This window comes from Mesorhizobium sp. B2-3-15, from assembly GCF_006442875.1.
GTDB classification, from domain to species: Bacteria; Pseudomonadota; Alphaproteobacteria; order Rhizobiales; family Rhizobiaceae; genus Mesorhizobium; species Mesorhizobium australicum.
Genome location: NZ_VFVO01000018.1, coordinates 25,940 through 46,582, shown reverse-complemented (window position 1 = coordinate 46,582; position 20,643 = coordinate 25,940). Strand labels below are relative to the sequence as shown.

General features: G+C 64.6%; 22 protein-coding genes. 11 read left to right on the top strand and 11 right to left on the bottom strand.

The features are described 5' to 3' along the window. Positions 1 to 251 precede the first annotated feature (251 nt). From FJ954_RS28725 to choV, 3 genes are all read left to right on the top strand, one after another. A complete protein-coding gene (locus FJ954_RS28725; protein WP_023781406.1) occupies positions 252 to 1,187 on the top strand; it encodes a choline ABC transporter substrate-binding protein in 936 nt (311 codons plus the stop codon). Between the two features lie 135 nt (positions 1,188 to 1,322). Then, positions 1,323 to 2,177, top strand: coding sequence for a choline ABC transporter permease subunit (choW, locus tag FJ954_RS28720; RefSeq protein WP_140665124.1), 855 nt, complete (start codon positions 1,323 to 1,325; stop codon positions 2,175 to 2,177). After that, on the top strand, positions 2,174 to 3,355 hold the full coding sequence (gene choV / locus FJ954_RS28715; RefSeq protein ID WP_015316047.1) for a choline ABC transporter ATP-binding protein: 1,182 nt from the start codon (positions 2,174 to 2,176) through the stop codon (positions 3,353 to 3,355). Before choW ends, choV begins: the two co-directional genes overlap by 4 nt. A gap of 112 nt (positions 3,356 to 3,467) precedes the next feature. Here choV and FJ954_RS28710 read toward each other — a convergent pair whose 3' ends face one another. Next, on the bottom strand, positions 3,468 to 4,877 hold the full coding sequence (locus tag FJ954_RS28710; protein ID WP_140617672.1) for an ATP-binding protein: 1,410 nt from the start codon (positions 4,875 to 4,877) through the stop codon (positions 3,468 to 3,470). Beyond that, on the bottom strand, positions 4,874 to 5,590 hold the full coding sequence (locus tag FJ954_RS28705) for a response regulator transcription factor (RefSeq protein ID WP_015316049.1): 717 nt from the start codon (positions 5,588 to 5,590) through the stop codon (positions 4,874 to 4,876). Before FJ954_RS28705 ends, FJ954_RS28710 begins: the two co-directional genes overlap by 4 nt. A gap of 279 nt (positions 5,591 to 5,869) precedes the next feature. Here FJ954_RS28705 and FJ954_RS28700 point away from each other — a divergent pair, with 279 nt between their 5' ends. The 4 genes from FJ954_RS28700 (at position 5,870) to clpS (ending at position 7,413) form a co-directional block, all read left to right on the top strand. Next, positions 5,870 to 6,169 carry a hypothetical protein gene (locus FJ954_RS28700; RefSeq protein WP_015316050.1) on the top strand — a complete coding sequence of 100 codons (300 nt, stop codon included), beginning with the start codon at positions 5,870 to 5,872 and terminating at the stop codon, positions 6,167 to 6,169. A 38-nt stretch (positions 6,170 to 6,207) separates the two neighbouring features. Further along, a complete protein-coding gene (locus FJ954_RS28695) occupies positions 6,208 to 6,501 on the top strand; it encodes a hypothetical protein (protein ID WP_140665121.1) in 294 nt (97 codons plus the stop codon). A gap of 162 nt (positions 6,502 to 6,663) precedes the next feature. After that, complete coding sequence (locus tag FJ954_RS28690; protein ID WP_140665118.1) at positions 6,664 to 6,978, top strand: hypothetical protein; 315 nt, start codon at positions 6,664 to 6,666, stop codon at positions 6,976 to 6,978. Between the two features lie 129 nt (positions 6,979 to 7,107). After that, the gene (gene clpS, locus FJ954_RS28685; RefSeq protein WP_015316053.1) at positions 7,108 to 7,413 is read left to right on the top strand and encodes an ATP-dependent Clp protease adapter ClpS; all 306 of its coding nucleotides are present in this window, start codon (positions 7,108 to 7,110) and stop codon (positions 7,411 to 7,413) included. 102 nt (positions 7,414 to 7,515) lie between these two features. On the opposite strand, the gene FJ954_RS28680 is transcribed toward clpS, so the two are convergent. Genes FJ954_RS28680 through FJ954_RS28665 form a run of 4 tightly spaced genes read right to left on the bottom strand, consistent with a single transcriptional unit; the run spans position 7,516 to position 14,435 of the window. Next, positions 7,516 to 9,588 (bottom strand): membrane protein, encoded by a 2,073-nt coding sequence (locus tag FJ954_RS28680; protein WP_015316054.1) that lies wholly within the window; start codon positions 9,586 to 9,588, stop codon positions 7,516 to 7,518. A gap of 58 nt (positions 9,589 to 9,646) precedes the next feature. Further along, positions 9,647 to 12,469 carry a DUF4159 domain-containing protein gene (locus FJ954_RS28675; RefSeq protein ID WP_140665115.1) on the bottom strand — a complete coding sequence of 941 codons (2,823 nt, stop codon included), beginning with the start codon at positions 12,467 to 12,469 and terminating at the stop codon, positions 9,647 to 9,649. Continuing rightward, positions 12,466 to 13,431 (bottom strand): DUF58 domain-containing protein, encoded by a 966-nt coding sequence (locus tag FJ954_RS28670; RefSeq protein WP_140617678.1) that lies wholly within the window; start codon positions 13,429 to 13,431, stop codon positions 12,466 to 12,468. Before FJ954_RS28670 ends, FJ954_RS28675 begins: the two co-directional genes overlap by 4 nt. Beyond that, positions 13,431 to 14,435 carry a MoxR family ATPase gene (locus FJ954_RS28665; protein ID WP_023770308.1) on the bottom strand — a complete coding sequence of 335 codons (1,005 nt, stop codon included), beginning with the start codon at positions 14,433 to 14,435 and terminating at the stop codon, positions 13,431 to 13,433. The genes FJ954_RS28670 and FJ954_RS28665 overlap by 1 nt, the downstream gene beginning before the upstream one ends. Positions 14,436 to 14,593: 158 nt before the next feature. Here FJ954_RS28665 and FJ954_RS28660 point away from each other — a divergent pair, with 158 nt between their 5' ends. From FJ954_RS28660 to FJ954_RS28650, 3 genes are read left to right on the top strand one after another with little or no spacing between them, the layout of a single operon-like run. After that, entirely contained in the window at positions 14,594 to 15,223 is a 630-nt protein-coding gene (locus FJ954_RS28660; RefSeq protein ID WP_015316058.1) for a DUF1285 domain-containing protein, read from the top strand. Beyond that, entirely contained in the window at positions 15,223 to 15,855 is a 633-nt protein-coding gene (locus FJ954_RS28655; RefSeq protein ID WP_140665112.1) for a CoA pyrophosphatase, read from the top strand. Before FJ954_RS28660 ends, FJ954_RS28655 begins: the two co-directional genes overlap by 1 nt. After that, complete coding sequence (locus tag FJ954_RS28650; RefSeq protein ID WP_140665109.1) at positions 15,852 to 17,114, top strand: CCA tRNA nucleotidyltransferase; 1,263 nt, start codon at positions 15,852 to 15,854, stop codon at positions 17,112 to 17,114. The genes FJ954_RS28655 and FJ954_RS28650 overlap by 4 nt, the downstream gene beginning before the upstream one ends. 6 nt (positions 17,115 to 17,120) lie before the next feature. Here FJ954_RS28650 and FJ954_RS28645 read toward each other — a convergent pair whose 3' ends face one another. From FJ954_RS28645 to hemF, 3 genes are all read right to left on the bottom strand, one after another. Next, positions 17,121 to 17,306: a DUF1059 domain-containing protein gene (locus tag FJ954_RS28645; protein ID WP_015316061.1), complete on the bottom strand. Its 186-nt coding sequence runs from the start codon at positions 17,304 to 17,306 to the stop codon at positions 17,121 to 17,123. Positions 17,307 to 17,493: 187 nt separating this feature from the next. Then, a complete protein-coding gene (locus FJ954_RS28640; RefSeq protein ID WP_015316062.1) occupies positions 17,494 to 17,754 on the bottom strand; it encodes a DUF1344 domain-containing protein in 261 nt (86 codons plus the stop codon). A 297-nt stretch (positions 17,755 to 18,051) separates the two neighbouring features. Continuing rightward, positions 18,052 to 18,966, bottom strand: a complete 915-nt coding sequence (gene hemF, locus FJ954_RS28635) for an oxygen-dependent coproporphyrinogen oxidase (RefSeq protein ID WP_140617679.1) — start codon at positions 18,964 to 18,966, stop codon at positions 18,052 to 18,054. Between the two features lie 168 nt (positions 18,967 to 19,134). Between hemF and FJ954_RS28630 the strand changes: the two genes are divergently transcribed. Then, complete coding sequence (locus FJ954_RS28630; protein ID WP_023770299.1) at positions 19,135 to 19,392, top strand: hypothetical protein; 258 nt, start codon at positions 19,135 to 19,137, stop codon at positions 19,390 to 19,392. Here FJ954_RS28630 and soxR read toward each other — a convergent pair. Together soxR and FJ954_RS28620 are read right to left on the bottom strand one after the other, a co-directional pair. Continuing rightward, positions 19,389 to 19,835, bottom strand: coding sequence for a redox-sensitive transcriptional activator SoxR (soxR, locus tag FJ954_RS28625; RefSeq protein ID WP_140665107.1), 447 nt, complete (start codon positions 19,833 to 19,835; stop codon positions 19,389 to 19,391). The two genes, FJ954_RS28630 and soxR, sit on opposite strands and share 4 nt — an antisense overlap. A 130-nt stretch (positions 19,836 to 19,965) precedes the next feature. Then, positions 19,966 to 20,424, bottom strand: coding sequence for a tRNA (cytidine(34)-2'-O)-methyltransferase (locus FJ954_RS28620; protein WP_015316066.1), 459 nt, complete (start codon positions 20,422 to 20,424; stop codon positions 19,966 to 19,968). Positions 20,425 to 20,643: the final 219 nt, after the last annotated feature.

The following is a 20,643-nucleotide window of genomic DNA, read 5'->3' as shown; positions in this document are numbered from 1 at the left end:
TAAGCCGACTTGCCACGCCTCGGGAGGGGCCGGCGCCGCATTCCCCCGAAAAAGCCGCCGTTGGCGAGGCAGATTGCGCGTGGGCTCGGCGCGGAAAGCGTCAGCTGTGTCGCTGATGGGCCAGCCAGCGCCGTTGATCGTGATTGTCTTAGCGCTTGAAACCACTCCAGAATGGTGTTTGGCTGACGAAACAAGGCGGGCACAAAAACCGTAACTTCGCTTCGCCAAAGAATCGAAATGGGAGAATACAGATGTCGCGCATGAATTCCTTCGTCGCCGGCCTGGGCCTGGCGGCTTTCCTGTCCACGAGCGCCGCCTTCGCCGGCGATCCGGCAAGCTGCAAGGCGGTTCGCCTCTCCGATGTCGGCTGGACCGACATCCAGGCCACCACTGGGCTGGCCTCGGTGCTGCTCACCGCGCTCGGCTACGAGCCGCAGGTGATCCAGCTCTCGGTTCCGGTGACCTATGCGTCGCTGAAGAACAAGGACCTCGACGTCTTCCTCGGCAACTGGATGCCGTCGATGACCAATGACATCAAGGATTATACGGCCGACGGTTCGGTCGAGACCGTCAGCCAGAACCTGGCCGGCGCCGGTTACGGCATCGTCGTGCCGACCTATGTCGCGGATGCCGGCGTCAAGTCGCTGACCGACCTCGGCAAGTTCAAGGACAAGTTCAACGGCAAGATCTACGGCATCGAGGCCGGCAATGACGGCAATCGCATCATCCTCGACATGATCAAGAACCCGAAGGACAATCTCGACGGGTTCGAGCTGGTCGAATCCTCGGAGGCCGGCATGCTGACGCAGGCCGAGCAGTCGATGAAGAGCAATGAGTGGATCGCCTTCCTCGGCTGGACGCCGCATCCGGTGATGGGCGCCATGAAGATCACCTATCTCGACGGCATGGGCGACAGCGGTTTCGGCGCGGCCACCGTCTCGACCAATGTGCGCAAGGGCTACATGACCGAGTGCCCGAATGTCGGCAAGTTCATCGCCAACCTGAAGTTCAATCTGGATATGGAAGGCCAGATGATGGACGCCATCCTGAAGGGCAGCGATGCCAACAAGGTGGCAACCGACTGGTTGAAGAAAAACCCGGATGCGGTCAAGCCGTGGATCGCCGGCGTGACCACCTTCGACGGCGGCGACGCTGCGGCGGCGGTCAAGACCGCGCTCGGAAGCTGAGCCGACTTTGATTTCGGCGTGACCGAAACAGAGGGCAGTCTTTGTGGAAAAGGCTGCCCTTTTTCGTATCCTGTGACAAGATGACGTCGCGACAGTACGGGGCCGAAGGCAGAGCTCTGGCAAAGGAGGGGTGAGATGGATCCGATTTCCAAGTTCATGGTCGATCACAAGATCCCGATCGGCGCCTGGGGAAAGGCGTTCTTCGGTTTCCTTACCGACAATTTCGACACCGTCTTCAGGGCGTTCTCGAATGGCCTCAATTTTCTGCTCGACGGGCTGGTCAACATCCTGCTGATGGTGCCGCCGGTGCTGCTCGCTTTGGTGATTGCCGTCATCGCCTGGCTGCTGCAGCGTTCGCGGCCGCTCGCCATCGGCGTTTTCATCGGGCTGATCTTCATCATCAACCAGAACCTTTGGAAACAGACGGTGCAGACGCTGGTGCTGGTTGTCGCGGCGGCGGCGGCGGCGATGGCGATCGGCGTGCCGCTCGGCATCTGGGCCGCGCACAAGCCGAAGGTCTATCGCATCATGCTGCCGGTGCTCGACCTGATGCAGACGCTGCCGACCTTCGTCTACCTGATCCCGGTGCTGACGCTGTTCGGTCTTGGCAATGCGCCCGGCCTGATCGTCACCATCATCTTCGTCATCCCGACCGCGGTCCGGCTCACCCATCTCGGCGTCGTCTCGGTACCGAAGTCGATCATCGAGGCCGGCGAGGCCTTCGGCGCCACCAAGAGCCAGCTGTTGTGGAAGGTCGAGCTGCCCTCGGCGCTGCCGACCATCATGGCGGGTCTGACGCAGTCGATCATGCTGTCGCTGTCGATGGTGGTGTTCGCGGCCCTGATCGGCGCCGGCGGGCTCGGCACGGAAATCAACCGGGCGCTCGGTTCGCGCCGCATCGATCTGGGCCTTGAGGCCGGTCTCGCTATCGTCGTGCTCGCCATCGTGCTCGACCGGATGACCCGCATTGGCGTTGGAGGCAAGAAATGACCGTCGCCGTCGATTTCAGGAATGTCGATATCGTCTTCGGCGCCGACCAGGCCGGCTCGCTGGCGATGATCGACAAGGGCGCCACCCGGGCCGAAATCCTCGAGAAGACCGGCAATGTGCTCGGCTGCGCCGGCGCCAGCCTGACCGTGCATGAAGGCGAAATCTCGGTGCTGATGGGCCTGTCCGGTTCGGGCAAGTCGACGCTGCTTCGCGCGGTCAACCGGCTGAACGTGGTGTCGCGCGGCCAAGTGTTGGTCAAGGACGGTGACCGCACGGTCGATGTCGTCACCTGTGACGAGCCGACCTTGCGGCGGCTGCGCCAGAAGCAGGTGGCGATGGTGTTCCAGCAGTTCGGCCTGCTGCCATGGCGCACGGTGGAAGAAAATGTCGGTCTCGGCCTCGAACTCGCCGGCGTGCCGGACGCCGAGCGCAAGGAGCGGGTGCATCGCCAGCTCAAGCTGGTCAATCTCGACCAATGGTCGAACAAATACGCCCATGAGCTGTCGGGCGGCATGCAGCAGCGCGTCGGCCTGGCGCGTGCCTTCGCCACCGAGGCGCCTATCCTGTTGATGGACGAGCCGTTCTCGGCCCTCGACCCGCTGATCCGCACCAAGCTGCAGGACGAACTTCTGCAGCTGCAGGCGGAATTGAAGAAGACCATCATCTTCGTCAGCCACGATCTCGAGGAGGCACTGAAGATCGGCAGCCACATCACTATCATGGAGGGCGGCCGTATCGTCCAGACCGGCGCGCCGGAAGACATCGTGCTGCGCCCCGCCAACGATTATGTCCGCGACTTCATCGCCAATGTGAACCCGCTCTCGGTGCTGACCGCCTGGAACGTGATGCGCGACCGCCGCGATCTCGAACAGGGCAAGGACGGCTGGGTGTGGCTCGACCGGCGCAAGACGACGCGCTTCAAGATCGACGAGCACGGGCTGGTGGCGGCGGCCGAGCGCGACGGCAAGCCGGCCGTATGGGTGTCCTGCGCCGATGTCGAGGGCCAGCCGGAGGAGTTGGCGCAAGTGTTCTGGGCCAATCCCGGCACCTCGCTGAAGACCGTGATGCTGGCCATGCACCGGTCGCAGACCGCACCCGTGGCGCTGTTCGACGACCAGTCGCGCTTCGTCGGCGCGATCGGCATCCGCGACGTGCTGAGCGCGGTGCTGCGGCGCTGATGCATGTCGCCCAAAAGTGACCTCGGTTTTGGGAAGACGACATGCACAAAAACGAAGACTGAAGCGCGGCGCCTGATCCGCTTCGGCGCGACGCGCTTCAGGCGGCTATGTCCTAAGCCGCCATCGGCAGGCGCAACTCGGTCAGCAGGCCGCCGTCTGGATGGTTGGACAGGCGCACTTCGCCGCCCGCCGCGCGCGCGATGTTGCGGGCAATGGTCAGCCCCAGCCCGAGACCGCCGGTCTGGCGGTTGCGGGACTGTTCGAGACGCACGAAGGAGCCGAAGACGGCGTCGATCTGGGCCTGGGGAATGCCCGGTCCCTCGTCACGGATGGCGAGCGTGATCGTGCCGTCCAAGCGGCTGAGGCTGAGATGCGCTTGCTTGCCGTAGGTGACGGCGTTCTGCACCAGATTGGTGACGCAGCGCTTGAGAGCCACCGGCCGCGCCATGCAGATCAGGCCTCGCGAACGGACGTCGTCATTGTCGAAGGACACGGTCTCGTAGCTGTCGGCGACCGATTCGACGAGCGACCAGAAATCGATCCGTTCGGCCTTCTCTTCCGTGACCTCGAATTTGGCGAAGTCTATCACGGAACTCGCGATGCTTTCGATGTCGGCGAGATCGTGGGCGAGCGCCTGGCGCGCCGGTGATCTGCGCAACAGCTCCAGGCGCAGCCGCATCCTGGTCATCGGCGTGCGCAGGTCGTGCGCGAGGGCCGCCGCCAGGTGCTCACGATCCTCGACATATTCGCGCAGCCTCGCCTGCATGGCATTGATCGCCTTGGCGGCGGCGCGTACCTCGCGGCTGCCGCTCTCGGCGATCGGCGGGCTCTTGAGGTCGTTGCCGATCCGGTTTACGGCGGTTTCCATCATCCGATAGGGCGCGGTCAGCCGGCGCAGCGACCAGATCGACATGATCACCACCAGCCCCGCGATCAGCGAATAGAGCGGCAGGCTATCGACGCTCAGGATCGGGCCGACGGGCGTGATCGGTTCGGTGAAATTCAGCCATTGGCCGTCGGCGAAGCGCAGCGAAGCCGTCAGCTTGTCGCTCTGGGCGAAATCGGCGGCCAGCACCAGAAGATCCCGCTCCACCTGGCCGATCTCGGGTCCCGGTGCCGCGCCGCCGGCATCGTCGGCTTCGCGCGTCGCCGGATCGCGCCGCACGCGCGCGTCGGTGATACCGAACTTGGACAATCGGCCGACGAGAATGTCTTCCAGTTCGGCCAGTTCGTCGTCGCCGGCGATCGAGGAGGTGACGGCGGGCGTGTCCGAGACGGTGAGCGCGTAGGTGGAGTTGAACAGCCCGGTCGCCGTCGCCTTGCGCTCCTCCGGCGTGGCGTCGTGCATCAGCTGCACGAGCGAGAAGGCGCGGTCGTTGAGGCGGTAGAGGTCGACCACGTCGTTGGCGGCGGCGCGGTCGCGCGATACGATATAAAGCGTCGCGACCTGACTGATCAGCAGGCCGGCAATGACGATCAGCAGCACCCAGACAGGCAAGGTCTGCGGCAGGAAACGTCTCATTCGGATGTCGTCTCGGGCAGGAACTGGTAGCCGCCGCTGCGCACGGTGAGGATCAGTTTGGGCGTCTTGGGATCATCTTCCATCTTGCGCCGCAGCCTGGAGACAAGGATGTCGATGCTGCGGTCGAAGGAATAGTCGCTGTCGCCGCCGGACAGTTCGATGAGCTGATCGCGGGTCAGCACGCGCTGGGCGCTCTTGACGAAGGTCTGCAAGAGGTTGAACTCAGCCATGGTCAGTTCGACCCTGACGTCGTCGGGCGCGGTCAGCCGCCGCCGCGAGCAGTCCATCGTCCAGCCGGCGAAGTGGTAAATCTGCTTGGTGGTGGCGCGCTTGGGCTCGGCGGCGCCATTGCGCCTCAGCACGGCGCGGATGCGGGCCAGCAATTCGCGCGGGTCGAAGGGTTTGGGCACATAGTCGTCGGCGCCCATCTCGAGCCCGACGACGCGGTCGGTCGTCTCGGTGACGGCGGTCAGCATGATGATCGGCGTCGTATACTGGGCGCGGATGTCGCGGCACAGTTCCAGCCCACTCCTGCCGGGCAGCATCACGTCAAGCACGATCAGATCCACCTGCGTGCGGCGCAGGATGGTTTCCATCTCGGTGCCGTCGGCGGCAACCGAGGTGTGCAGACCCCGCTTCTGGAAGAACTCCTGAAGCAGGTCGCGAATGCCCTTGTCGTCGTCGACGATCAGTATGTGTGTCTCGGATTTCACAGCTGCCCTGTCTGGTTTGCGAGCCACGCCATTTTTAGCTCGTGAGCCACACGATAGAATTCGGGCCGTATGTTGGCCAGTGCCTTGCTTTTCAAGGAAAAATGAATTCCGCCGTCTCCACGTGAAGCAACGGCCAGCTTGGCGTGGCCTGGCCAGACACAATTCAGAAACAAAATTCTACAATCGGGAAAAACTCCTGAAAAGGTAGGCCGGCATAACGGTGCCGTGGCGGTCAGGTCATCGGCTGCGACGCTAGTCTCCGGGTTCACGGATAAACCGATGCCAAGATTGTCGATCAGTTTGTTGGGAGTTTTGCTGGGCCTTGGCCTGCTCACTGCCGCTGTCGACCAATCCGACGCAAAGGCGCCGCTGACCCGGAGCGAACGGTGCGCCAATCTCAGCCACCAATTTGATGAAGCCCTCGAAACCCATGCCACGGCAACGCAGGTCACCGCGGCAAAGGCACTTCAGAGAAAGGGTAACCGGTACTGCGCCGCCAAGAAACAGGCGCAGGGCATCCGGATGCTCGCCAATGCTTTGAAGCTGCTTGGAGTGACACCGAACGACCCGGTCCAGTGACACTCAAAACGACCCGCACAAAAAAGGAAAACGAAGCCATGAAAAAATCCCTCCTGTCCGCCCTTGGTCTCGCCGTCGCTCTCGCCTTCTCGATGCCCGTTCTCGGCAACGCTGCCGCGACCACGACCGCTGCCCCGGCCGCTGCCACCACGACCACCGCTCCGGCTGCCGCCGCGACGACCACTGCTCCGGCCAAGGCTGCTCCGAAGAAGGTCGCCAAGAAGGCCGTTTGCAAGGTGACCAAGAAGCACAAGTGCCCGGTCAAGAAGGCCCCCGCAATGGCGGCTCCCGCGAAGGCGGCCCCTGCGAAGGCTGCTCCCAAGAAGCCCTGATCAGCTTCGAGGTTAGTTCTAGCAAGGCCGCCCCAGCCGCAAACCGGCTGGGGCGGCCTTCTGCCAAGGGCATGGTCGATGAGCTGAACGCCGGCGGCTTCCAGCCACGCATCTCGATCGTGCTTAACCCGTTTGCAATGCCGGCCCTGTAGGACAATCCGCATGAAGAAGCGGCTTTCGTCCATTTTTCGCTCCATGGTGATCGGCGGCCTGGTTGCCACCGGCGTCGCCAGGGTGCTGATTCTGCTCACCGCCAGCCCCGTGCCGGACCCTGCAAGCGGGCGCACCGAGCCTTCGCTGTTCGCACCGGCGATTTCCAGCAACTGGGATTACATCACGCCGGTGCAGGCATGGCTTTTGATCGTGCTCGCCGGCGTGACGCTGATCTGTGTTGCCGGATGGCCGATCGCGGCATGGCTGGAACGCCGGGCGGATGCCGACCCAACGCGCCGCGTCTTCGGCCGTCAGGGCCGTTGAACCGCGACCGACAATTCCCCACATGATCCCGGAGGACCGGGCCCGCCCGCCGACGGTCCGTAAATGGACGATCACTGCCGCCCGTGGCAAAATGCGGACTTAAGCTGATCGCGAAAACAGTCGGTTCGAATGCCTGAAATCACCACAAAACCGCGCACCAAGGTCAAGCCGCAGACAGAGCGGCCGAAGCTCTACAAGGTCATCCTCGTCAACGACGATTTCACGCCGCGCGAATTCGTGGTCACGGTGCTGAAGGGCGAGTTCAAGCTCTCGGAGGACCAGGCGCACCGGGTCATGATCACCGCGCACCAGCGTGGCGTCTGCGTGGTCGCGGTCTTCACCAGGGATGTCGCCGAGACCAAGGCGACGCGGGCGACCGACGCCGGCAAGGCCAAGGGCTACCCACTGCTGTTCACGACGGAACCGGAGGAGTGAGGAGGGGCTCGTCATAGCCTTGGTTTCGACGATTGGCGAAACCACTCGCGACAGCGTCGCTCTCCGCGTCACTACACGGGGAGAAAGTAGGAGCGCACCGCTCTATCGTCCCTCGCGGTACCACATCGAACCCATCGCCAGGAGCAACAGGCCCAGGCCAAGGAAGCCGCCGAACAGCGGCACGCGCGACACGGCCTTGAGCACACTGTCGTCGGTGGTGCGCAGGCCGATCCAGTCGCTGCCCGACGCCTCGCCGGCCGAGCGCACCGGCACGATGGAAGGCAGCGTCACGTCGCTGCCCGCGGCAGACGCCAACCGGCGCACGCTGCCGCCGGTGGCTTCCGCCGGCGCCTTCAGCCGCTCCTGCGTGGAGACGACGTCGGCGAATTCCGGAGCGTTGACCGGTCCGACATGGGCAAGCGCGGTGAGATCGCCATTGGCGACCTGGAAGAGGCCGATCTCGCTGGTCTGGACGCTGCCGAGGAAGACGCCGGGCTCGGACTTGTCGAGCTTGACGGCGAGCGTCTTGCCGGAGGGGGTGATGATCTGCGCCGGGCCGGGATCGTCGGCCATGGTCTGGCGGCGGATCTCCAGCACCATGCCGCGTCCCTCGGCGGTCAGCCGCTCTTCCTCGAGCTCGGGCTCCTTCATCAGCCAGTGGGCGATGCGCCGGTAGAGCTGGACATGCGGGCCGCCGCCCTCGAAGCCGCGCGCCCACAGCCAGCCCTGGTCGGACAGAAGCATGCCGACGCGGCCTTCGCCCTTGCGGTCGAGCAGCAGCAGCGGCCGGTTGTCGGCGCCCTTCATCACCACTTCACCCTGCGGGTTCTGCACGCCGATGGTGCGGAACCAGCGGCTCCAGTGCGGCGGCTCGGTGGCCGAACCGTCGAGGCCGCGCGTCACCGGGTGACGCTGACCGAGTTCGGTGAGGCGGGGATAAAAGGCCTTGTCGACGACCTCGCCGGTCGGCATGGCCGGCAGCGCCGACATCAGCGGCGTGCGTGCGATCGAAGCCTCGCCGGCATATTCGGGACCGGCGGCGATCAGCAGCGCGCCGCCCTTTTCGACATATTCGGAGATGTAATCGTAATAGAGGATCGGCAGCACGTCGCGGTGCTGGTAGCGGTCGAAGATGATGAGGTCGAAATCCTTGATCTTCTCGACGAACAGCTCGCGGGTCGGGAAGGCAATCAGCGACAATTCGTTGATCGGCGTGCCGTCCTGCTTTTCCGGCGGCCGCAGGATTGTGAAATGGACGAGATCGACCGAGGCGTCGGATTTCAACAGATTGCGCCAGGTGCGCTCGCCCGCATGCGGTTCGCCCGAAACGAGCAGAACGCGCAGGTTCTCGCGGATGCCGTCGACCAGCGCGATGGCGCGGTTGTTGGTGTCGGTCAGTTCGCCCGGCTCACGGTCGATGGCAAGTTCGATGATGTTGCGGCCAGCACCCGGGATGGTCACCTGCAGCGGCATGGCCTGGCCGACCGTGGCATGCTCGACCGAAACCTGCTCGCCATTGACCGAGACCCGCACATCGACCGGTCCGGTCTCGTTTTCGGTCGAGATGACGCGATAGCTCATGTCGAGCGGCTTGCCGACGAGGCCGAAACGCGGCGCGTTCTCGAAACGTATACGGCGGTCCTTCTCATGGTCGTTGCCGGTGATCAGGGCATGCAGCGGGGCGTTGAACTCGGGCGTGCCCGACGGCGTGTCATGCACCTCGCCGTCGGTGACCATGATGGCGCCGCCGATGCGCGAGGGCGGCACGTCGCGGAAGGCGCCTTCCAGCGCTCCGAACAGCCGCGTTTCCGTGCGCTCCTCGGCGGCGTCGGATTTGCCGGCCTCGACGACACGGACGTCGAACTGCTTGAAGCGGCCAAGACGCTGCTGCAACCCGGCCACGGCCTCGTCGGTCTGCCTGGTACGGTCGCCAATGTCCTGGCTCTGGCTGCGGTCGACGACCAGCGCGACGACGCTTTTCAGCGGCTCGCGCTCCTCGTTGAGGAATACGGGGTTGAAGAGGGCGGCGGCGAGCGCCAGCAGGGCGACCAGGCGCAGGACCGCGCCGCGCTGGCGAAACCACAGGCCGACGAGCGCCAGCAGCGCCAACGGTACCAGCACCAGGGCCAGAAGCGGCCAGGATAGAAGCGGTTCGAAGGAGATCGACCAGTTCATGCCTCATCCTCCCCGTTGTGGAGAGAGTTGACCCGCCGTGGGGAGTAAGAACGTCATCCTACTGCCCCAGCCGTTCGAGCAGGATGGGAACATGCACCTGGTCGGATTTGTAGTTGCCGGTCAGCATGTACATCATGATGTTGACGCCGGCGCGCAGCGCGTAGACCCGCTGCATCGGATCGTTCGGTACGGTCGGCAGCAGCGGATCGCCATTCTCGTCAACCGCCCAGGCGCCGGCGAAATCATTGGCGGTGATCATGATCGGCGATACGCCGTCGCCGGTGCGCACCGGCCGGTTGTCGGCATTGCTGGCATCGAGCGATGCCTCGACCCAGAGCGGGCTGCCGGCGAAGCGGCCGGGAAACTCGGGCAGGATGAAGAAGGATTTGGTCAGCACATGGTCCGACGGCACCGGCTCCAGTGGCGGCACGTTCAAGTTGCCGAGGATGTCGCGCAGCCGCTCGGTCGCCGGGCTGGTGGAATCGGCACCGATACCGTTGGCGAACTGGTCGCGCGTGTCGAACAGCACGGTGCCGCCCTGCTGCATATAGGCGTCGATGCGGGCGATCGCGGCCTGGCTCGGCATCGGTGCCGCCGGATCGATCGGCCAGTAGATCAGGGGATAGAACGACAGTTCGTCCTTCGAGATATCGACGCCGGCCGGCGCCCCCGGCTCCAAGGCGGTCTTCTCGATCAGGAAGCGGGTCAGACCCTCGAGCCCGGCGCGGCTGATCGAATCGACACCCGGGACGCCTGTCAGCACATAGGCGATGCGGGTTTTCGAAATCGCCTCGATAGCAACCTGGTCGCCCGGCTTGGCGTCGTCGGCGCGCGCGACATCGGCATGGCCGAACAGTACGCCAAGCGCGATCAGCACGGCGGCTGTGGTCGCGGCCGCCCCGGCCCGGCGCGGCCGGCGCGAAAACAGGCCGCCCATCCACAACACCGCCAGCGTGTCGAGCAGCATCAGCAACAGAGCCGCCGCGACCAGCGCGCCCTTCAGGTTGCGCGACTCATCGAAGGCGTACTGGACGGTGGTGACCGGGACCGTCACTTGCGGGCGCGCCAGCGGGGCGAAGGTGCTTGAGGCGTCGAGCAGATTGTGGGCGAAGACGCCGGTTTCCGAGCCGTAGAGGCCAGGCGGGTTCTCGAAGGTGACCGGCAGTGGTCCTGCGCCCGGCACCAGCGGCCGTGCATCCGGTGTCGGCGGCACCAGCGAGCCGTCGGCCGCGATCATCCGATAGGGCGCCAGCGACGTGGCGGCGGCTTCGGCATTGGCGATCGCCGCGCCCTGGTTGCGCGACAATTGCACGATGCGGCGCAGCATCTCCACGAAACTGCCCGAGATCGGCAGGTTCGACCACGTCGCCTCGGGGGTGACATGGAACAGCACCAGCGTGCCCTTGCCCTTCTTCAGCCCGGTCACCAGCGGCGTGCCGTCGGCGAGGGCCGCCCAGGTGCGCTCGACGATGTCGGGTGTCGGTTCGGCCAGCACCTGCCTGGTCACCGTGACCTCGGTCGGCGGCGCCAGGTCGGCGAACGGGCCGGCCTTGGGAAATTCGGTGACCGGCTGCGGCGAGGTCCATGACAGCGCGCCGCCGAGCGAACGCTCGCCGGTGCGCAGGCGGACCGGCAGCAAATCGTCGTCATTGCCGGCAGCGGCTAGCCGCGAGCCGGCGAAACGCACGAGCGTGCCGCCATTGTCGATCCAGTCGACCAGTCTTTGCCGGACCTGTGCGGGAATGGTGCCGATATCGGCCATGACGATCATCGCCGGCTTCTGGTCGAGGATCTGCGGGATGGCGTCAGCGAGATCGGCGCTGGAGGGCTCGACCAGATCGGCGAAGGGCTGCAGCGCGCGCCTGATGTAGTAGAGCGGCGACAGAAGCGGCTGCGCCTGGTCGGCCTCGGCCTGCGACAACAGCCCGACGCGGCGGCGTTTGGAGCTTTCGTCGAGCACGCGCACGGCACCCGCATGCCGTTCGCCATCGAGCGCGATCGAGGCGAAATCGTTGCGCAATTCGAACGGCACCGCCATGGTGCCGGTGGCCGTGGCTTCGCCCGGCGCGAAGGTCAGGGTCGCATCGGCGATGCGGCGGCCCTTGTCGTCGAATGCGCCGGCGGTGACCTGCGCCGGGGCGGGGTCGCCGGGCGCGCGGATGGCGGTCAAACCAAAGCCATCAACCTGGTTTTCGGCTGATGTCAGGCCAGTCAGCGACAGCCGGTCGGCCACCGCCCAGGCGATTCGGGCGGCATTTTTCGACAACAGCGTGTTGAAGGCGGCCTCGTCGCCCTTTGCCGCCAGGCCATCGGCCAGCACGGCGACGCTGGCGCCTGGCAAGGTTTCCAGCATGCCGGCGACGCGGGCATAGACGGCGGGCCGGTCGGTGGGGATCGGCCGCGGCTTGGCGGCGCGCAGCCGGTCGAGCGCGGCGGCGGCATCGAAGGGGCCCATCTCCGCATTGGGCTTTTCGGCGGTGAAGGCGATGATAACAGGCACGCCATTCGAGCCGGCGTCCTTGATCAGCCGCTCGGCGGTGGCGACACGCTTGTTCCAGTCGGCGGCACTCGCCCAATCATTGTCGATGACCAGGGCAAGCGCGGCACCCTCGGCCGGCAGCTTTTCGCGCGGGTTGAACACCGGTTCGGCCAATGCCGCGACGACGAGGGCAGCCATCAGAAGCCTGAGCAGCGTCAGCCACCAGGGGCTGCGCTGTGGGGTTTCCTCACGCTTGAGCACACGGGCCAGGATCTTCAGCGGCGGGAACACCTCGGTCTGTGGCTTGGGCGGGGTGAGCCTGAGCAGCCACCAGATCACCGGTAGCGCCAGCAGGCCCCACAGCACCATGGGGGCACCGAAGGAGAGCGGCAGCCAGCTCATGCGACCGCCTTTCCAGGCTGATCGCCCTTGGCGATCAGCCTGGGCTGATCGCCGGCAATGATACCGGCATGCCCGCCATCGGCGGTCATCGCCATGTGCAGGCGCACCAGCGCGTCGGACGCGAGCCGGTCGGTATGGTTGACGGTAAAGCTCCAGCCAAGCCGCTTGCACCAGCCGGCCAGCTCCTGGCGGCGAGCGGTGTAGAGCAGGCGGTATTCATCGGCCAGCATCTCGGCGCGGCCGGCGGTCAGCTTGTCGCCGGTCTCGGGATCGGTGAACTCGGTGCGGCCGGCATAGGGGAAGGTTTCCTCGGCCGGGTCGGCAACCTCGATCAGATGGGCGCGCACGCCATGGCGGGCGAGCACGTCGAGCCAGGCCATGGTTTCCTCGACGGGGTCGAGGAAATCGCTGGCGATGACGATGTCGCAGAAGCGCCTGATGTTGGAGAGATCGGGTTTTGCCGGCAGTTCGCCGGCATGCATGAGCTGGGCGGCGATGCGCTCGGCGCCGTTGCGAGCGGTGAATGGATCGGTCAGATCAGGCCAGGCGATGCGTTCGCCGCTGCGTGACAAAAGCTCGGCCATGGCCAAGGTCAGCACCAGGGCGCGCGATTGCTTGGAAACGCCGGCTCCCGTCGATTTGTAGAGCATGGACGGCGAGGGGTCGGCCCACAGCCAGACGGTGTGGGCGGCTTCCCATTCACGGTCGCGCACATAGGTGTGGTCGTCGCGGGCCGAGCGGCGCCAGTCGATGCGCGAGGCGTCGCCTTCGACGTAGGGCCGGAACTGCCAGAAATTCTCGCCGATGCCGCGCTTGCGGCGGCCATGCCAGCCGGCGATCACGGTGTTGACGATACGGCGCGCCTCGACCAGCAGGTCGGGAACCAGCGAAGCCCGCAACCGGCCTCGGGCGAGCGCATCGCGCGTCGCTGCCGGGGCCTGGACTTCGCCGATACGCGCCATCAAATGCCTTTCACAAGCTTCGCCACCACGTCGCGCACGCTGGTGCCCTCCGCGCGGGCGGCGAAAGTCAGCGCCATGCGATGCTGCAGCACCGGCTCGGCCAGCGCCCTGACATCGTCGACCGAGGGCGCCAGGCGTCCGTCGTAGAGCGCGCGGGCCCTGGTGCACAGCATCAGCGCCTGGCTGGCGCGCGGGCCCGGGCCCCAGGCGACATGCTTGTCTGTGTCGGCATTGCCCTGGCCCGGACGCGCCGAGCGCACCAGGGTAAGGATCGCCTCGACGACGCTTTCGGGTACCGGCATGCGGCGGATCAGTGTCTGGATCTCCTTCAGCCGCGCCGGCTGCAGCACGTTCTGGGCTTTCGCGTCCTCGACGCCGGTGGTTTCCAACAGGATGCGGCGCTCGGCCTCGATTTCGGGGTAGAGGATATCGACCTGCATCAGGAAGCGGTCGAGCTGGGCTTCGGGCAGCGGATAGGTGCCTTCCTGCTCCAGCGGGTTCTGCGTCGCCAGCACATGGAAGGGGGAAGGCAGGTCGTAGCGCGCGCCGGCAATGGTGACATGATATTCCTGCATCGCCTGCAGCAGCGCCGACTGCGTGCGCGGCGAGGCGCGGTTGATCTCGTCGGCCATCAGCAGCTGGGCGAAGATCGGCCCGGAAATGAAGCGGAACGAGCGCTTGCCGGTCTCGTCCTGCTCCATGACCTCGGAGCCGAGGATGTCGGACGGCATCAGGTCGGGCGTGAACTGGATGCGGCGCGAATCGAGCCCCAGCACGACGCCCAGCGTCTCCACCAGCTTGGTCTTGGCGAGGCCCGGCACACCGACCAGAAGCGCATGGCCGCCGGCAAGCAGCGCCACCAGCGTACGCTCGACGACGTTCTCCTGGCCGAAGATCACCCGGCCAACCCCGTCACGGATCCTGGAGATGTCGGCAAGTGCCTTCTCGGCCTCGGCGACCATGTCCGTTTCGCTGATCGGGCTTTCCTTGACCATCACGCTCATGCCGCATCGATCCCTTTGGTTGGAAATGCCATGGTTTGGAAATGCTGGCCCGCACCATACCATAGACTGCCGCGATTCGGCCTCGCGGAGCGCCTATGGTTGAACTTAAATCACAGACTTAGGCTGACAAGCGGAACAACAGTGACTATTTCGTGACGATGAGCGAACACCACGAACATCGCCAACAAAGCCTTACGCAGGCCACCGAGGCTCGGGGCCTCGAGGCGCTGATCTCGCGCGCGGCCCGCGCAGGCAAGGGCGCGGCGCCGGTCGAGCGCTGGAATCCCGACTTTTGTGGCGATCTCGACATGGAAATCAAGGCCGACGGCACCTGGTTCTACCTGGGCACGCCGATCGGCCGCATGCCGCTGGTGCAGCTTTTCTCCTCTGTGCTGCGCAAGGACGCCGACGGCAGGACCTATCTGGTGACGCCGGTGGAAAAAGTCGGCATCCGCGTCGCCGATGCGCCTTTCGTCGCCGTCGAGATGGATGTTTCGGGCGAAGGCGAGGATCAGGTCATCACCTTCCGCACCAATGTCGGCGACGTGATCGAGGCCGGACCGGAGCGGCCGCTGCGCTTCGTCGACGAGAACGGGACCGGCGGTTTGAAGCCGTATCTGCTGGTGCGCGGCAGGCTGGAGGCGCTTGTGGCGCGGCCGGTCATGTACGAACTGGTCGGGCATGGCGAGGAGATCGAAATCGACGGCAGGACGATGTTTTCAGTGCGCTCCAAGAACGCCGTGTTTCCGATCATGCCGGCCGATCAGTTGAAGCGGTTGAGCGCATGATGGACCAGGTATCGCCGGCGCCGTTTTCGTCGGCGGATTTTCGCGCGCGCTTTGCCGCGCAGCCGGAGGCGCATGCCGGCGGCGACTATGGCGATCACCGCTTCAATCCCGGCCATCCACGCCTCAACCCTGGCAAGCCGCTGCGCAACGCCGCGGTGCTGATCCCGGTGGTCGACCATGACGGCGAGGCGACGGTTCTGCTGACCAAACGGGCCGAAAAACTCCGCAATCATTCCGGGCAAGTGGCTTTCCCGGGCGGCACGATCGATGCGACCGACGCAAGCCCGGAAGCGGCGGCGCTGCGCGAGACCTTCGAGGAGATCGGCCTTGGCCAGGATCGCATCGAGATCATCGGCCGGATGCCCGATTACGTCGCCGGCAGCGGCTACCGCATCGCGCCGGTGCTAGGCATCGTGCGGCCACATTTCCAGCTGACCCTGAACGCGGATGAGGTCGACGCCGCCTTCGAAGTGCCGCTGCGCTTCCTGATGAACGCGGCCAACCACAAGCGCGACAGCCGCATCTGGAACGATCTCGAATGGTTCTTCTACGACATGCCCTATGGCGACCGGCGCATCTGGGGTGTCACCGCCGGGATCATCCGCACACTGTATGAAAGGCTCTATGCGTGAGTGTTTCGATCGCGGGCAGGGCGGACTGGCTCTTCGACAAGCATCTGCAGCGCCTGCTCGGCGCGCTCACCGAAGGCGGTGAAGAGGCGCGCATCGCCGGCGGCGCCGTTCGCAACGTGCTGATGGGCCAGCCTGTCACCGACATCGACATAGCAACCTCTTGCCTGCCGCGGGAAACCATTCGCCGCGCCGAGGCGGAAGGTTTCAAAGCGGTGCCGACCGGTATCGAGCATGGCACCATCACGGTGGTCGCCGATGGCAAACCTTATGAAATCACCACCTTGCGCGCCGATGTCGAGACCGATGGCCGTCGCGCCAAGGTGTCGTTCGGGCGCGACTGGAAGCTCGACGCCGAGCGGCGCGACTTCACCATCAACGCGCTCTATGCGGAGGCCGACGGCAGCGTTGTCGACCTTGTCGGCGGCATCGCCGACATCGAGGCGCGCCGGCTGCGCTTCATCGGCGACCCGGAGGCACGCATCCGTGAGGATTATCTGCGCATCCTGCGCTTCTTCCGCTTCTTCGCCTGGTATGGCGAAGGCCGGCCCGACGCCGAGGGGCTGAAGGCCTGCGCCCGGTTGAAGGAAGGCCTCGCCCAACTCTCGGCGGAGCGCATCTGGTCCGAACTGAAAAAGCTCTTGTCCGCACCCGATCCCTCGCGGGCGCTGCTCTGGATGCGGCAGGCCGGTGTCTTGACCGCCGCGCTGTCGGAAAGCGAGAAATGGGGCATCGATGCGATCCACGGATTGACCAGGGCCGAGAAGGACCTGGGCTGGGCGGTGGATCCGATGCTGCGGCTGGAGGCGATGGTGCCGCCGGATACGGCGCGCATGAAGACGCTTGCGGAGCGGCTGAAATTCTCGACCGCCGAAGCGGATCGCCTGCGCCATTGGTCGATGGCAACCGCGGTCGAACCGAAGACGACCGAGGGCGAATTGGCGAAACGGCTCTATCGCGGCGACCGCCAAGGATTTGTCGACCGCCTGCGGCTTTCGCTTGCCGCGGCGCGGGTGCGGGCCGTTGAAGACAACGAAGCGCTGCTCGAAGCCGGCGGCTTTTCGCGCCTGCTTTCCTTTGCGCTCAAATGGAAAAGGCCCGAATTTCCGCTGCGAGGCGCCGATCTGACCGCGCTCGGCGCAACACCAGGGCCGAAGCTCGGCGAAATCCTCAAGAACCTGGAAGCGGAGTGGATCGATGCGAGTTTCACGCCCGATCGCGACGCACTGATCAAGCGCGCCGCGGAGGCACTTGAAGGCTGATGAGGATCAGGCCGCGTCGCGGACCTTCTCAATTCGGGAGCGGATAGCCTCGATCATCGTCTCGCGGATGGTCGTTTCGCCATGTGTCTCACGCATATGCTCGACGGCACGGCGCATCACTTCGGCCTCCTCGCCGGCACGAGTATGCCACTCACAGCCGGGAACCAGCGACCCGCAGTGAAATTCCTTCATCGGATTTCTCCTTTTCCTCCGTGGAGCCTGCGAGGCTCCGGTACTTTTTTGGCCCATGATCCGACTTTTCCGATCATGGGCGGGGGTGAGAACCATAACACAGATGGTGTGATATTGGTTGCGGTCAACGGTGAAAGGGCGGAGCAGCGCTGCTCCGCCCTCTTACGCTAGCCCGGCGGGCAGGCCGTCACTTCACGATCTTGACTGCCTCGGCAACTTTGTCCTTGCCGCTCATGTCCCACGAAATTCTGACCTTCTCGCCGACCTTCAGGCCAGGATCCTTGAAGGTTTGGGGAAGCGTAAAAGACGATCCATTGTCGAGAACCAGGCTCTTGGCCGTCGCATCGAAGCTCTTGACCGTTCCGGTGGTGTGCTTGACGGCGGCGAACGCCACCGAACCGGAAGCAAGAAAGGCAGCCGCGGCAGCGGAAACAATGATCTTTCTCATGCTGATATACTCCTGGGAAAGCGGCCATCCTTTGACGAAGATGATCCGCATCGTCTTCGGGCCGTCCGGTCGCGTCGAGTCGCGGTTCGCCTGTTCCGATGCAATTCCGAAGGGAAAACCGCATTTTCCTGGAATTGCCCTCAGGCAAACCACCGGCGCTTCCCGACCCGAATGCGATAAATAACCCAGCTTTTTCAGATGGATATTAGACGAAAAAGATATTCATTGCGTCACATTCCGCGCCCAGATTCGAACAATGGGACATCAATGCGGCCTCACATCGCGCTCACAATTTTTTTATGGCCAGCGCACCTCCGGCGGCAGGCTGGACAGGATCGAGGCGACATTGCCGCCGGTCTTGAGCCCGAAGATGGTGCCGCGATCGTGAAGAAGGTTGAATTCGACATAGCGGCCGCGGCGAACGAGCTGTTCGTCGCGGTCGCCATCGGTCCAGTTCTCGTTGAAGTTGGCGCGCACGAGGTGGCCGTAGACCACGAGAAAAGAGCGCCCGACATCCTGGACGAAGTTGAAATTGGCATTCCAGCCGCCCTTCTCCTCTTCCGGATGCAGGTAGTCGAAGAAGATGCCGCCGGTGCCGCGCGGCTCGTTGCGGTGCGGCAGGAAGAAGTACTCGTCGCACCAGGCCTTGAATTTCGGATAGTCGGCGACGGCGGCATTCTTCTCGCAAGCGAATTGCATGGCACGCTGGAAGGCTATCGTGTCGGGATCGTCCTGCGTGCGGCGGCGGTCGAGCACCGGCGTCAGATCGGCGCCGCCGCCGAACCACTGGCGCGAGGTCACCACCATGCGGGTGTTCATATGCACGGCCGGAACGTTGGGGTTCCATGGGTGCGCGATCAGTGAAATGCCCGATGCCCAGAAGCGCGGGTCTTCCTCGGCGCCGGGCATCTGCTTCCTGAACTCGGGCGAGAACTCGCCATGAACAGTCGAAGTGTGGACGCCGACCTTCTCGAAGACGCGGCCGTGCATCATCGACATGGTGCCGCCACCGCCCTTGCCGTGATCGCGCTCCCAGGGCGTCTTTTCGAAACGGCCCGGTGACCACGAAGCCAGCGGCCCGCCGAGATCCTGCTCGATCTGCTCGAAAGCGCCGCAGATGCGCTCGCGCAGCGCCTCGAACCAAAGCCGGGCCTTCATCTTCTTTTCTTCGATGTCGGCAGGCAGCCCCGCCGGTATTTCAGGTCGTTCCAAGTGCCGTCTCCGGTTGCGGGGCGGTGAGTCGACAAAAGACTCGTCTTTTCCGGGCGCGATCCCTAATCTCTTAAGGGATAGGGTCAAGTCACTTTGGTTTCGCGCATGATCCTTTCCGAAACCCGATTCCGATTTCGGGGTCATGCGCTAGGTGCAAGGAGTTGTTTCGTGCGCACCCCGGCAAGACCGCCGCTGGATGGCCTGAAGAAAAGGCTCGATCAAAGCCGGGCCGAGCGCGCACGCATGCCGCGCGACGGTTTTTTGCGTGAAACCTTCGTGCTGCCGCGTTCGGACGCGCGCCTCAAGGCCAAGGAGTGGTTCGAGCGTTTCCCCAAGCAGGCCTACTGGACCGAGATCGAAAGCTGGTTCGAACGCCCGGGCGATCTGATCGAGTTCACGATAAGGCGGCTGCCAGCCGCGGATTAGCGCTCGGCCAGCAGGCGCCTCGCGCCCGTTCCCTCCCTTGCCAGCCGATCCCCCTTATTGCGAAGCGGGCATTTGTCGATCGACATGCACCCGCAGCCTATGCAGTCGGTCAAGCCGTCGCGCAGCTTCCTTAGCTGGCCGATTTTCTGGTCGAGGCTATCGCGCCAAGCCGTTGAAAGCAGATTCCAATCCTCGCGCGTCGGCGTGCGGCCTTCAGGTAATGATTCAAGCGCGGCACCGATTTCCGCGAGCGAGATGCCGACCTCCTGGGCAATCCGGATTATGGCCACCCGGCGCAGCACGTCACGGCCGTAGCGCCGCTGGTTGCCTGCCGTGCGATGGCTGCTGATCAGACCGCGGGCCTCGTAGAAATGCAGTGCCGACACAGCCACGCCGCTGCGCGCGGCCACCTGGCCGACCGTCAATTCCGTTACCGGCGCCATTTTCGCACTTTCCGCTTGACCTCAAGTTAAGTTGAGCTTGTAGCCAAGAAAGCCTGACTGTGCAAACCAAAGGAGAAGGCGGATGTGCGCCTGGGCAAAAATCACCGCTGACGGCGCTGCCGACGATCCCCTATCGGAGTTGCCGGACGGCTTCGCCCGCCACCATGGCCACGGAAAGGGCGACGTTGATGCTGCGCGCGCCGGGCTGCATCGGGATGGTCAGCCGCGCATCCGCCGCCTGATGGACTGGATCCGGCACCCCCGCGGATTCGCGACCGAACAGGAGGATGTCGCGGTCGGTGAAGCTGAAGTCGGTGTAGGGGGTCGTAGCCTTGGTCGACAGCAGCACCATGCGATCCGCGCGGGCCTTGCGCCACTCCTCGAAGGCGTCCCAGTCGACATGCCGGGTCAGGGCAGCCATTTCGAGGTAGTCCATGCCGGCGCGCTTGAGCGCTTTGTCGGAGAGCGGAAAGCCGGCCGGCTCGATGATGTCGACGCCGAGGCCGAGGCAAGCGGCGAAGCGCAGGATTGTCCCGGTATTGCCGGCAATGTCAGGCTGGTAGAGCGCGATGCGGAGACCAGGGTTCACTTCCGCGTCCTTCTAATAAGTGGCAGATCGGCCACAGCAGCTTCCCGGTTTTGGAAATTCCTGGACCTGCGGGTGGCCATTTTTTTCGAAGTCGGGTATACGACCAGCATTGTCAACCCGAACCGATGGAGGGGTAATTCATGATGGCCATGTACATCCAGCGCCCCACCTGTGGGCTTATTTGCGCCCTGGCGGTTTCGGTACGACGTTTCTCCTGAT